We start from the raw sequence: 12,363 nt of genomic DNA, 5'->3' as shown, positions 1-12,363 counted from the left end.
ACCGAGTGATCTGGCGGAAAAGCTGACGTGCGAACCGGAAACCGACATTCGCCACTGCGCAGCGAGTCCGGAACTTTCGGCCCTTAGCGGTCGTTCGATCAAGTTTCAGCGAATGACCGAAACACCCTCTATCGACCGAAGCCGAGGCTTGGACGACTGGTCGCATTCTCTGGTCATTTAGGTCGCTCATCTAAGCCCCTACTGCCTCGATGTCAGTTTAGGGCCCAGCTCCAGAAAAGCTGCCGGCTCTCAATGTGGTCGATTTCGGCTGGCCTGAGCAGCTTTTGAGCGCGGTGGCCAGGTCGACCTGATATAAGCAAGTATGGTCCAAATATCTTCGTCTGAGATTACCTCACCGAAGGCGGGCATGCCGCTGTTGAAACCCTTCACGCCCCGGGCCGCCAGCGCAACCTCGCCCCCGAGTTTGGTGTAGTCGAACAGCAGCGTATTATCATGGTGCCAAGTATGCCCCGTTGCATCATGCGGCGGCGCGGGCAGCACACCATCTTCGTCTGGGGTGCGCCAGTCGGGCTGTCCTTCGAGGTCTGCGCCATGACAGGCGGCGCAGTGCTCGGCGTAGAGCGAGCGCCCCGCGACGGGATCGCGGCCGTCGAGTTCGTGATCGGCCTGCGCTGCTGATGCGGCCGCACAGAAAAACAAAGCAGCCCGTTTCATGCAACTTCTACCCATGTGCGCATCCCTCCGATCGCGTGGCTCAACATATGACAATGGATCAACCAGCGCCCCGGATTGTCGAAAACGCAGAGAACATCGCGGCTTTCCCCGGCAGCGACCAAGGTTGTATCACGCAGATCGCCGATGCTCCCGTCTGGGGCCACCTCATAGAAGTGGTGCCCATGCAAATGAATGCCATGTGGAAAAGCGGTATCATTAACCAAGGTGATCCGCACCGTTTCGCCGCGTTCGATGATGGCAAAGGGGTCCTGTGGCAGGTCCGAGACATCGTTGAAGGACCAGATATTGGCACCGCCGTGCCGACCGCCCATGGCACCGCCCATCATGGTCAGCGTCAGGTGCTGGGAGGGGGCGCCCGGTGCCGGGAGGTCCGGTGCCGCCAAGGTCGGCAGAGGCCCCGACTGCCGATCCGTATTCTCGCCAGAGATGGACAATTCGGCCAGACGGTAAGGCGCCTGTCGCGTGGGCATGTCAAAGCCGACCGGGCCGGTGACATCGACGATCAGATCGGCCCGCTGGGCCGGCGCCAGAACGAGGTCAGAGAACGCGCGAGGTTGGCGCAGTGCCATGCCGTCCAAGGCGACAACCGAACCAGAGACGCCAGAGATGCTCAGGGGGAAAATACGATTGGTCGCCGCATTGATCAGCCGCAGGCGGATGCGATCACCTTGCTTCACCTCGCTCCGCGATAGGAAACCGCGGGCAAAATTGCCCATATAGCCCGCATGGGCGACGCTATGCATATCGGTGAATTCATCAACAAGGCTGCCATCTTCGTTGATGATCCAATCGGACAGGATCACGGTGATGTCATGATCCAGATCGAGAGGGGCGTCGTCTTCGACGATCAGCGGCCCCATCAAGCCGCGCGCCACCTGCTCTTGCGAGATATAATGCGAATGATACCAATAGGTCCCCGCATCGGGTGGCACGAAGCTGTAAGTTTTGCTGTCATAGGGGTCGATCAGATCTTGCGTCAGCACCGGGACACCGTCCATCCGGTTTTCCAGTCGGATGCCGTGCCAGTGAACGGCGGTGCCCTCTTGCATGGCATTCTTGACCTCAATCGATGCCCGCGCACCCCGTCTAAGCCTGATCTCTGGTCCCGGCATCGAGCCGTTGAACCCCAGCATTGCGGTGGTGCCTTCGCCTTCGGGAAGGATCTGCTGACTTACTGTTTCTGCCTTCAACTTCAGTGGCGTCACGCCAGCAAAGCTTGGAAGGGGCAGAACCGCAGTGGCGGAAACACTGGCGAGGAATTGTCTTCTGTTCATGTCATGCCTTATCGGGGTGATTTGCGATTAATGCTGCCACGGGGCACAGGGCGCGCCGATGTCCGAGGCGTGTAGGTATGTCCTGCAGGGGCCAATTCCAACTGTCGATGACGGGTTGGGGGTGGAGCGCCTATGCGCTCTCTATCGGGAAATAGAATGTGTCGAACCACTTGGGTCATCCCTTCTCTGACAAGGGGGCGCGTCCCCCCATGATCTGCAGCACGAAGCTTCCTGACGCCGTGATCATAAGAAAGCCGTGAAATGCCTCTATCCCGGTAGTGAAGCGCAGGTGCCCCACGGGGGTCAGGTCGCCGCGTCCCAAGGTGGTGAAGTTGACCAGTGAGAAATAGAAATAGTCCATCATCGTGATTGGCTCATCCGTTGTTCCGGAAGCGTTTAGCGCGCCAATCTGCAAACCCTGCACCGCCCAGAGGAAGAACAGCGTATAGATGAAAGCCTCAATCACATGGGCAAAAGTAATGGCGCCGACCGCCAAGCCAAGGTTCTGGCCATGCGCAGTTCTTTTGCGTTGCGCGATGGTATCCGACACCCATTTAAGGACGAAATAATGGATTGTCGTGCAGATGCCGATAACCAGAATTGATAGAAGTATTGCTTGGATCATGACGAGCTACCTGTTTTGTTTGCGGGAGCTTCCCCTCAGGCGGTTATGCCGGGGCGGCTGTTGATTTGTGGGCAGCCACATGCGAACGCTCAGCCGCAGTTTGCGGGGCGTCCGCCGGCACCCATGCGTCATCCATCAAATCCTCAATGAATGTGCTGAGCAACTGCGTGCGCCCGGTGACGGCAGCCTTGCGATAAATCGCGTTTGTCTGCGCCTTGATCGTCCCTTCAGAGGTGCCGCGCAGCTCCGCAATGTCGCGGGTGCTCAGGCCCTTGACCAGAAAAACAGCGACGTCCCGCTCTGCGGGTGTCAGACGCCAGTCGGTGAAGTGCTGCGTCATTACCATCGAGAACTCCGAGGTGCATCGGCGCATCTTCTCTTCGGCGAGCCGGGCCCGTTGCAGACTGGTCCTGAGGGCGATCCAGCCAAGCGCCACGCCGAGGTTCAACCCGATGGCCAAGATCGTTTGCTGATACTCATGGCTCTGCCAGATCAGAAAATCAGGCTCCATTCCCATAGCGTCCAACAAGAAGCAGACGGTAAAGAAGATCGCCACAATGGCCTGCAGTGCTGCGATGGCCCAGAGGGCGATGGTTCCACGCGTTTTCATAGCTCGAAGTGCCTTATTATTATGAAAAGTGCATGGCCGGCTCGTTCAGCCAGCCATGCGATTGGCGCTTACTTCATCTCAGTCACAGTCAATTTGCCTTTGACACGGTCGGCTACGAACTCGATGTTCTGGCCTTCTTTCATTTTAGCAATCAGCGCTTCATCGGCTTTGAACACCATAGTCATCGACGGCATATCGAGGTTTTCGAGCGGGCCGTGGATGATGGTGACCTTATTGCCCTTAGCGTCGACCTTCTTGATCTTCCCGGATGAGTAGACGGCAGGTGCCGCGGGAGCCTCATCAGACTGAGCGACGGTGATCGGCCCATGCATGCCGGATTCGTAGTGGCCGGGGATCAGGCAGGCGAACTCAAAGCTGCCTTCATTGGCGAAGGTCCAGATCACCTCGCCTTCCATGCCAGAGTCGAGACGGACCGAGTTCGGGTCATCATGCTCCATGTCCATCTTGGCCATGGCTTCCTTGTGCTCTGCATTGCCCTCCATCGTGTCGACCACGAACTCATGCTCGATCTCGCCTTTGTTAGTGACGTTGAAGCGGATGGTCTCGCCTTTCTTGATGTCGAATTCTGCGGGCTCAAAAATCATCTCGCCATCGTCGGTTTCGCGCATAGTTACATCAATGGTGCGATCCACATTGGCGGATTTGCCCGGCATGCCGGCCATCATTTCCTTGTGCATGTCACCGTGGCCGTCATCGTCATGGCCGCCCCCATGGGTGCCTGCGGCAAAGGCCGGGGAGGTGATTAGAAGGCTGAGGGCGGTCGAGAGAAGAAGTTTATTCATGGTGTTTCCTGTATGGTTGTAGAGGTGATTATGGTCTGAGGGGCGCTTAGCCCTTGGAGGTTGGTTTCGGCGTGATCTGGGTTTTCGGACTGTGGTTCTGCGCAAAGTCCGGCAGCTCTCCCGTCCATTCATACGCCTCGGTGCCCGGAGGATTTTCATACCAGCCGGGATCTTCGTAGTCGTCCGCGTCGATGCCTTCGCGCACCTTCACGACCGAAAACATGCCGCCCATTTCAAGGGGTCCATGCGGCCCCCAGCCGGCCATCATCGGCACGGTGTTGTCGGGCAGCGGCATCGACATTTCGCCCATATCCGCCATGCCCGCCGTGCCCATGGGCATGAACTCAGGCTGCACGCGGCGGACCTGACGTGTCATGTTGGAACTGTTGGTGCCGATCAGCGTGGGCACGTCGTGGCCCATAGCGTTCATCGTGTGGTGCGACTTGTGACAGTGGATCGCCCAGTCGCCCAGATGCTCGGCCACGAACTCATAGGCGCGCATGGCGCCGACGGGAATGTCGATGGAGACCTCGGGCCACTGCGCCGATTCCGGCACCCAGCCGCCATCCGTGCAGGTGACCTTGAAGTCATAGCCATGCATGTGGATCGGGTGGTTGGTCATCGTGAGATTGCCGACGCGCACGCGAACCTTGTCGCCATGGTTGACGACCAGGGGGTCAATGTCCGGGAAGATGCGGCTGTTCCATGTCCAGAGGTTAAAATCCGTCATCGTCATGATTTTCGGGATGTAGCTGCCCGGATCGATGTCGAAAGCGTTCAGCATAATCAGGAAATCCCGATCAACGCGCATGAAATCGGGGTCTTTGGGATGGACCACGAACATGCCCATCATGCCCATCGCCATCTGCACCATCTCATCCCCATGCGGGTGATACATGAAGGTGCCGGATTTGGTCAGGTCGAACTCGTAGATAAATGTCTTGCCCGGCGGGATGCCCGGATGGCTCAGCCCGCCGACACCGTCCATGCCCGAGGGCAGGATCAGCCCGTGCCAATGCACCGTCGTATGTTCCGGCAGGCGGTTGGTAACATAGATGCGCACCCGGTCGCCCTCGACGGCTTCGATGGTCGGACCGGTGGACTGACCGTTGTAGCCCCAGAGGCGCGCGACCATACCATCAGCAAGTTCACGCTCGACCGGCTCGGCAACGAGGTGAAATTCCTTCACGCCATTGTTCATCCGGTGCGGCAGGGTCCAGCCGTTGAGCGTGACCACGGGGTTATAGTCCGGCCCACTGGTGGGACGGGTCGGCGCTTGGGTGAGGGCCGAATCCATCTCGGCGGCCTCGGGCAGGCCCATATTCATGGTCTGGCCCCATGCTTTGGAGGACACGAGCGTTGCACCCGCAGCGCCGGCCCCCAGGAGTTGACGTCTGTTAATCATCTGGTTGCTTCCTTGTCTCAATGTCCTGCGCCGCCACCGGCGGCGATCTGTGTCTCTCCGCCGGCACCGCCGCCGCCGCTCCCACCGCCGTAGATCGCGGCGGTCAGACCGGCAGAGGCCAGCCAGAACTCACGCTTGGCATTGGCTGCCTCAAGCTGGCTTCCGATCTTTTCGCGGGCGTCGTTCAACAGATCGAAGGTGCTGGTGATCATGCCGTTGTTGCTGAGCAGAGCCTCTTCATCGATGGTGCGGCGCAAAGGCAGCACCACGTCTGAGTAGTGCCGTGCGATCTGGTGGCTTGAGCGGTAGGCCGTGGCCGCCGCCCGGGCTTCGGAGCGGACGTTCACCGCCCGTTCGGCCAGCACATTGGCGGCTTGAAGATAGCTAAGCTCGGCCTTGCGCATTCGCGCCTTGCCGCTGTCGAAAATTGGGATGACGAACTCGAACTCGACCTGAGGTGAGATACTGGTCTCGACTTCCCCGTCCTCTTCCTCACGCTCGATCTCGGCACCAGCGATGACTTCGAGGTCGGTCAGGGTGCGGGTGGCATCGGTCAGACCATAGGCCTTGGCCGTTGCTGCCAACCCCAGCCGGGCGACTTCCAAATCAACACGATTGGCGAGCGCCAGCCGTTCGATGCCCTTGTGGCTGCTGACCGTATTGGGCACGCGGGGCAGAGCATCGGGCACATAATAGGCCACGTCCTGCCCCCAGAGCCCCATGAGCCGGGTCAGCTGTTCCTTGGCCAATTGCGCATCCAGCCGCGCCTGCGCCAGCTGTCCGGCCATCTCGGCATTGAACGCCTGCTCGCGGGCCTGTGCGGCCTTGTTGAGCGCGCCGGTCTTGCCCAGCTGCTGCGCCAGTTCCGCCGCCGCATCGGTGGTGACGGCAGCACGTTTAAGGTAGCCCACCGCCTCAAAGGCGGCGACCGCGTTGATCCATGCCTCGCGCGTTTCATTGGCCAGTGCCAGCGTGTCGCTCACCGCCTGCATCTGCGCGTGCTGGAATTCCGCCTCGGCAGCGGCGATGCGCTGTTTGCGGGTGCGAGCGTCCAGCAGGTTCACGGCGATCATGCTTTCCAAGGCACGGTAAAGCCCGACCTCGGGCGCGCCGATGCCCAGCAAGCCGATGGAGACGACGGGGTTTTCTGGCGTGGACTGCTGCCATGCTTCGGCCGCCGAGAGGCCGATCTGCGCATAGGACGCCTGAAGCCCCTTGTTGTTCAAAAGCGCGACCTGCACAGCGGTTTCGGCACTGATCGTTTTACCCTGCACCATGGCGCGGACCTGTTTGGAGGCCGCGACGGTCTCGGCCTGCGACTGCGCCCAGACGGTGCGCTTGCCGATGGCCTTGGAGGTGCGTGCCTCCACGGTGGCAAAGCCAGCATCACGGGCCGAGAAACTCACCGGCAGGTCCGTTGCCGTGCAGGCGCCCAAGATCAGTGGTGTAATGACGGCGGCGGTTTTCAATTTCCAACGCATCAGTGGTTCATCCCCTGCATATCCATCCCTTGCATAGGTGCCTGTTCAGCGTTCAACCGTCGCCAATCGAGCGGCTCCACCACGCCGCGACGCCGGTAGCCTGCAAAGGGTTGCTCTTCGGCGGTCGTGGCACTGCCGCGCGTGCTGTTGTCGGCGGCGGTCATCGCGGCGACTTCGGGCAGAGGCGTGGGCTGCTGCACATAGGCGGCAGTGACGTCTGGAAATGGGGGGAGCGTCGTGGCGCAAGCCCCAAGGGTCAGGGACATCGCCCCTGCAATCAGTGGTAATTTCATTGGTTTTTTGCCTGAGAATAAGGTGATCTTTCCCGCAGCCAGACGCCGCGGATGCAAAGGCCGTTAGTCGGCCGGGATCAACTCAGGCTCGAGGCGGACGCAATTGACCAGCGGATTGGCCAGAGGCGACAGAATGGGACACGCTGGTGTATTCAACGGATCGCACAGCCGTCATTTTGGCGTCCTGCGAGGAGGTCAGCGCTCCCGTCAGGCAAATTCCACCACAGCAAGGCTCGCCTTCGAAACTGTCAGATATTTCTGTTTGGTCGGGCATGGCCGCTGCGTCCGGATGCAGTTCGGACTCTGTGGTCATCTGATGACCCGCGTGATGCGCCGCCTGCGCGCTGTCATGCATCCCGCTTTCGGCATGAACCGACGAGGGCGGCAGCAGCAACAGACCACAGGCCAAAACCACGCCGAGAAGGACGCGACAGAGGTTGGATATGTCTTCCAGAGCACGCATAGGTGTTAGCAGTGTCGTAAGTCGCAGAGCCTGTCAACGCGTCCAGCGCTGGAAGGATTGCGGTTTTCTGGCGGAAACCGGCCTAAAGTGCGGGGCGGCGGATTGGCGTTCCGACCCAGAGAAGAGGTCAGAGGCGCTGGCTACGGTGCCAGAGCGCGATGGGCATTCGGTCCGAAACGCCTACTTCGACGCCTTTTGCAAAAGACCAATCAACTCGTCAAACTTGGCGCGTTGTTCTTCCGGGTCGCCGCTGGCAATCGCAGCCTCGACGCAATGCTGAGCGTGGTTCTCCAGCACAAGCTTTTCGACCCCCAGAACGGCGGATCGGATTGCCGCAGTCTGTGCTAAGATGTCCATGCAGTAGCGGTCGGCCTCAACCATTTTCGCGATGCCGCGCACTTGTCCTTCGAGCCGCGCCAGGCGATCCAGCGTCTTTTCCTTGTTAGCCTTCATGAGGCGTCGCTCCATTCGGGATTTGTTGCCGATCGGATAATATACCCCATATGGGTATAAGACGATGGCACACATTGGCAATTTAGGAGGACAATACAATGGATTCAAAGAATAAGCACGACGATCGCACAAGCAGCGGCTATGGCCGGTTCTTTGCGATGATCGGCACCTCGACGGTCGTGATGTATGGCCTGATGTATCTCAACACTTATGCGCTTGACCATGTCTTCTTCTCCCAGACGCGGATGTGGATGGCGCTCTATATGGGCGGGGTAATGGCAATCATTATGCTCGCCTTCATGCTCGGCATGTATTCCAATCGAAAGACGAATTTTGCGATCTTCACTGGTGCCGCCATCGCCTTTGCGGCTGGTGTCTACTTGGTCCGGTCGCAAGATACGGTAGGCGACACCGCTTGGATGAAAGCTATGATCCCGCACCATTCAATCGCGATCCTGACCAGCGAACGGGCAAACCTGTCCGATCCGCGCGTGCGCGAACTGGCCGACGCGATCATCGAGGCGCAGCGCAGCGAGATCGAAGAGATGAAGCTCTATATCGAAGACATCGAAGCAAACGGGGATGCAGCGCCTGGCACTTCCCGCACCAAACCCTGAGATCAAGGAGCATATCATGCCCAGAGACACCCGTGATGTTGCAGACGTAACAACTGATCCGGCCTCCTCCGCGACAGGGAAAACCGCCGTGCTTTACCGCATGGCCCTGCCAAACCATCTGTGTCCTGCGGGGCAGAAGGCGCGATGGCTTTTGGAGCGCAAAGGCTACGAGGTCGATGACCGCCTGTTCCGCGCGCGGTCTGAAGTCGACGCGTTCAAGGCGCAATACGATGTTCCCACGACCCCGCAAGTCTGGATCGAAGGGAAGCGCGTTGGCGGCTATGACGCCCTGCGCCAGGAACTTACCGACTATGACCCTACGGCGACCACTTACAAACCGGTGATCTATCTCTTCGCCGTTGCTGCGACCACAGCGCTTGCTCTGTCCATCGGCTTTCTTGGCGCGATCACGTGGCAGACGCTCGGTTGGTTCATTTCGGTCTCGATGATCCTGCTGGGGATGCAGAAGCTGAGCAATATCGAAAGCTTCACGACGATGTTCCTCAACTACGACCTGCTGGCACGTAAATGGGTGCCATATGCCTACGTTTATCCATGGGTTGAAACCGGGGCGGGCGTGTTGATGACCGGTATGTTGCTTACCCCATTTGCCGCTCCGGCTGCGCTCTTCATCGCCACGGTTGGCGCAATTAGCGTGTTCAAAGCCGTCTACATCGACAGGCGCGAGTTAAAATGCGCTTGCGTTGGGGGTAATTCGAACGTGCCGCTCGGATTTGTGAGCCTGTCCGAAAATCTAATGATGATGGGCATGGCCATCGTGATGTTGGCCAAGATGTTTACCTGAAGGTCGGGCGCAGCATCTTGCGCTTAGCACGAGTTCGCAGGGCGGAAATGGTCAACTGAAGCAAACGTGCATGGCACAAGTGTTTGTCTTAGCTTTGTTCGCATAGCTGCCGTTCGTGCGTTTTGCGGCGAACGGCGGCTTTCCGCCCATTCTGTGGAAAAACACCCGTTCGCTGGCGCAGAATACTGACCCCGGAATGGGACGCGAGCGCCTTTGTTGTCAGGCTTTTCGCGGTTGCTGCGGTGCGGGAAGGATCCTGGCCAATTTCCGGAGGTTCTGAGCAGTGGCGGCGAGGAGGAATTCGTCGTTTGCACCGCATGGCCCACGTAATCGGAGCCGATTCAGACCAAGGATCCGTTTGAGATGGGCAAAGAGCATCTCGACCCTCTTCCTCAGCTTCATCGAGATCACGTATTGGTCAGTTTTCGCAATGTCGCGGGCGACCTGCCGCGCATCTTCATGTTCCTCGCGGGTGATCTTGCGGGCATCAGCGTTCGGACAGCACTTTGCCTTGGAGGGGCAAGCCTGGCAGACTTCTTTCAGGGCACGATACCGGGCCGTCCCCTTGCCGGTCGGTCCCCGGTTCGGGTCGGAATAGTTCCGGCGGAACTGCTTCAGCTCGTGCCCCTCGGGGCAGATGTATTGGTCGTTCTCCGCATCCCATTCAAAGTCGGCGCGGGTCCATGTTCCGTCGCTGCGCCCCGACTTGTCGAAGACGGGGATGTGCGGAGAAATTCCGCGGTCAACCAACCATCCTAACATTGGCGCGGTGCCGTAAGCCGTGTCCGCGATCAGGCGCTCTGGATGCAAGTCGAACTTGGCCTTCACCCGCTCCAGCATGGTCTTGGTCGAACCGACTTCAGCCTGTCGGATGGATCTCGTCGCCTCCACGTCCACGATGACGCCATGGTCGGTGTCGATCAGGTAATTGTCGGAATAGCTGAAAAAAGCCGGACCTTTACGGGCGGCCGTCCATTGACTGGCCGGGTCGGAATGCGACGTGAACTTGGGTTGAACCTCGCTGGCGGCACCGAACGCCGCCTCATCCAGGGTGGCGAGATACTCGCGAACCGCGCGGGGCGCATTTGCCGGATCGACCTGCGCCGGGTCCCAATCCTCCTTTGGAGTCGAGTTCTGCTTGTTGGCATCCGCCTCAATGAGGCTGGCATCAACCGCCATGCGCTGGCCGCTGACCAAGCCCTCCTCGATGCACCGTGCGACAGTCGCTTCGAACAGGTGCCGCAGCAATTCGCTGTCGCGGAAACGGCCGTGCCGGTTCTTCGAAAACGTGGAATGGTCAGGAACGCGGTCGCTGAAATCGAGACGGCAAAACCAGCGATACGCCAAGTTCAAATGCACCTCCTCACAAAGCCGCCGCTCTGACCGGATGCCGAAGCAATAACCCACCAGCAGCATCCGGATGAGGAGTTCAGGGTCGACCGACGGCCGCCCCGTATGGCTGTAGAATTCGGCGAGGTAGCTGCGGATGCCGGACAGGTCCACGAACCGATCTATGAAGCGCAACAGGTGGTTCTGTGGGACATGCTCCTCAAGCGAGAACTCATAGAACAGCGCCGGCTGCGCCTCCTGCCTCGGTCCCATCATCGCCGATCCTCCTATCCCCTACAGGAATTGAATCAGCCGACGGACCGTCGATCAAGGGCGAGTTTTTCAACAAAATACGCCCTTGGTGTAGATTAGGAGCCGCCGTTCGCTGCGAAACGAAGGGTCTTTTTGATTTGAAGATTGCTTGCCCCTTCCAAGTTGTCGAAAGGCTTTTCGATCTCAATAATGCAGTGATGGCCAATAGGAATAGTTAGACCGATCCGAGATAATAACCGATGGCCTCTGCCAGTTCAGTTTCCTCGTATCTGAAATGAGATCGCACGACCTCCTCCAACTTTCTGAAGGCGGTGGCGGCATGAAGGAAATTCGCATCGTTCGGATCTTCCGTCAATACATCCGCCGCGCGGTCGAGGCGGAGGATCAACTCATGCACCACCGCGTGCTCCGCCTTCAATTTGGCGACGACCTCACGGAACTTGCCTTTACCCGCCGCCTCGATCCGAGGGAACATGTCGGCGCTCTCGATGTCGTGGTGGAACTTCAGAATTTGGCATTCGCGTCCGCAAAGCGAACCGAAGGCGCGGAAATTCTCTGCCATATCGAGCGAAAGCACGATCCGCTTGAGGTCATCGGGCGGGCTGTCCCCCGCTTCGATCCGCGCCAGAACCGCTCCGATTTGGGCCATCTCCATCAGATAGTGCCGATGAATGGCCGCCAGCTGCCGCCCCTGAGCACGGTGCCTATCCGTCGCCTCCGGCACCGGCGGCGCTGTCGGGCGGGCAGCCTCGTCGAGGCTGAGTTGATCCAGTGGCTGATTAGAAAGTTCGGTCATGATAGACATGTAAGTCCTTGTTCGTGAACGTCGACCGCCGGTGCAGGAGGCAACGTCATGGGTAGAAGACGCCTCCCTGCGCCCGTTTGATCTTGGGCTTGCCCTCCGGCGCCGGGATGAAATCGGCCTCGTCCCCCGGCACCGTCGAGAACTTACCCTGCCGCCATTCCTCGCGCGCCTCTTCGATGCGCTCGCGGCGCGAGGAGACGAAATTCCACCAGATGTAGCGCGGCCCCTCCATCGGCGCGCCGCCGAAGAGCATGAAGCGCGCATGTGCGCCGGTGCCGTCATCGACGCCCGTTACGGTGACCTCGTCCCCGGGGCGGAGGACCAGTAGCTGCCCCGGCGCAAAGGTATCCCCAGCCACGTCGATCCCGCCGTGGATGGTATAGAGGGCGCGTTCCTCGGTATTCGCCACGATCGGTGCCTTCGCCCCCGGC

15 protein-coding genes are annotated in these 12,363 nt (G+C 59.5%); 3 read left to right on the top strand and 12 right to left on the bottom strand.

Annotated features, from left to right (window positions below; all coding sequences use genetic code 11):
• The coding region (locus ACGYLA_RS18925) for a hypothetical protein (RefSeq protein WP_394403228.1) at positions 1 to 181 on the top strand (181 nt) is incomplete at its 5' end.
• 68 nt (positions 182 to 249) lie between these two features.
• On the opposite strand, the gene ACGYLA_RS18920 is transcribed toward ACGYLA_RS18925, so the two are convergent.
• From ACGYLA_RS18920 to ACGYLA_RS18880, 9 genes are all read right to left on the bottom strand, one after another.
• Positions 250 to 675: a c-type cytochrome gene (locus ACGYLA_RS18920; protein ID WP_174859259.1), complete on the bottom strand. Its 426-nt coding sequence runs from the start codon at positions 673 to 675 to the stop codon at positions 250 to 252.
• The gene (locus tag ACGYLA_RS18915) at positions 672 to 1,970 is read right to left on the bottom strand and encodes a multicopper oxidase family protein (protein WP_304951561.1); all 1,299 of its coding nucleotides are present in this window, start codon (positions 1,968 to 1,970) and stop codon (positions 672 to 674) included. Before ACGYLA_RS18915 ends, ACGYLA_RS18920 begins: the two co-directional genes overlap by 4 nt.
• 175 nt (positions 1,971 to 2,145) lie before the next feature.
• Positions 2,146 to 2,595, bottom strand: a complete 450-nt coding sequence (locus ACGYLA_RS18910; protein WP_394403230.1) for an ion channel — start codon at positions 2,593 to 2,595, stop codon at positions 2,146 to 2,148.
• 43 nt (positions 2,596 to 2,638) lie between these two features.
• Positions 2,639 to 3,205 (bottom strand): LuxR family transcriptional regulator, encoded by a 567-nt coding sequence (locus ACGYLA_RS18905; protein ID WP_271693701.1) that lies wholly within the window; start codon positions 3,203 to 3,205, stop codon positions 2,639 to 2,641.
• A 68-nt stretch (positions 3,206 to 3,273) separates the two neighbouring features.
• Entirely contained in the window at positions 3,274 to 4,008 is a 735-nt protein-coding gene (locus ACGYLA_RS18900) for a copper-binding protein (protein WP_174859251.1), read from the bottom strand.
• A 46-nt stretch (positions 4,009 to 4,054) separates the two neighbouring features.
• Positions 4,055 to 5,413, bottom strand: coding sequence for a multicopper oxidase family protein (locus ACGYLA_RS18895; RefSeq protein ID WP_209218807.1), 1,359 nt, complete (start codon positions 5,411 to 5,413; stop codon positions 4,055 to 4,057).
• A gap of 17 nt (positions 5,414 to 5,430) precedes the next feature.
• Entirely contained in the window at positions 5,431 to 6,894 is a 1,464-nt protein-coding gene (locus tag ACGYLA_RS18890) for a TolC family protein (RefSeq protein WP_271689140.1), read from the bottom strand.
• Positions 6,894 to 7,187 (bottom strand): hypothetical protein, encoded by a 294-nt coding sequence (locus ACGYLA_RS18885; protein ID WP_136720347.1) that lies wholly within the window; start codon positions 7,185 to 7,187, stop codon positions 6,894 to 6,896. Before ACGYLA_RS18885 ends, ACGYLA_RS18890 begins: the two co-directional genes overlap by 1 nt.
• A gap of 643 nt (positions 7,188 to 7,830) precedes the next feature.
• Complete coding sequence (locus tag ACGYLA_RS18880) at positions 7,831 to 8,103, bottom strand: metal-sensitive transcriptional regulator (protein ID WP_093928486.1); 273 nt, start codon at positions 8,101 to 8,103, stop codon at positions 7,831 to 7,833.
• Between the two features lie 98 nt (positions 8,104 to 8,201).
• Between ACGYLA_RS18880 and ACGYLA_RS18875 the strand changes: the two genes are divergently transcribed.
• Together ACGYLA_RS18875 and ACGYLA_RS18870 are read left to right on the top strand one after the other, a co-directional pair.
• Complete coding sequence (locus ACGYLA_RS18875; protein WP_246253384.1) at positions 8,202 to 8,720, top strand: DUF305 domain-containing protein; 519 nt, start codon at positions 8,202 to 8,204, stop codon at positions 8,718 to 8,720.
• A 16-nt stretch (positions 8,721 to 8,736) separates the two neighbouring features.
• Positions 8,737 to 9,525, top strand: a complete 789-nt coding sequence (locus tag ACGYLA_RS18870; RefSeq protein ID WP_174859256.1) for a MauE/DoxX family redox-associated membrane protein — start codon at positions 8,737 to 8,739, stop codon at positions 9,523 to 9,525.
• 219 nt (positions 9,526 to 9,744) lie between these two features.
• On the opposite strand, the gene ACGYLA_RS18865 is transcribed toward ACGYLA_RS18870, so the two are convergent.
• From ACGYLA_RS18865 to ACGYLA_RS18855, 3 genes are all read right to left on the bottom strand, one after another.
• Positions 9,745 to 11,130 (bottom strand): IS1182 family transposase, encoded by a 1,386-nt coding sequence (locus tag ACGYLA_RS18865; RefSeq protein ID WP_394434516.1) that lies wholly within the window; start codon positions 11,128 to 11,130, stop codon positions 9,745 to 9,747.
• 211 nt (positions 11,131 to 11,341) lie between these two features.
• Entirely contained in the window at positions 11,342 to 11,923 is a 582-nt protein-coding gene (locus tag ACGYLA_RS18860; protein WP_271689182.1) for a hemerythrin domain-containing protein, read from the bottom strand.
• A gap of 55 nt (positions 11,924 to 11,978) precedes the next feature.
• On the bottom strand, positions 11,979 to 12,363 hold a 385-nt coding region (locus ACGYLA_RS18855; RefSeq protein WP_394434514.1), incomplete at its 5' end, for a pirin-like C-terminal cupin domain-containing protein.

Origin of the sequence: Sulfitobacter sp. 1A13679 (assembly GCF_043557115.1) — a bacterium.
Classification (GTDB): domain Bacteria; phylum Pseudomonadota; class Alphaproteobacteria; order Rhodobacterales; family Rhodobacteraceae; genus Sulfitobacter; species Sulfitobacter faviae.
Note: the sequence above shows the minus strand (reverse complement) of the source record. Positions and strands in the feature narration are given on the sequence as shown.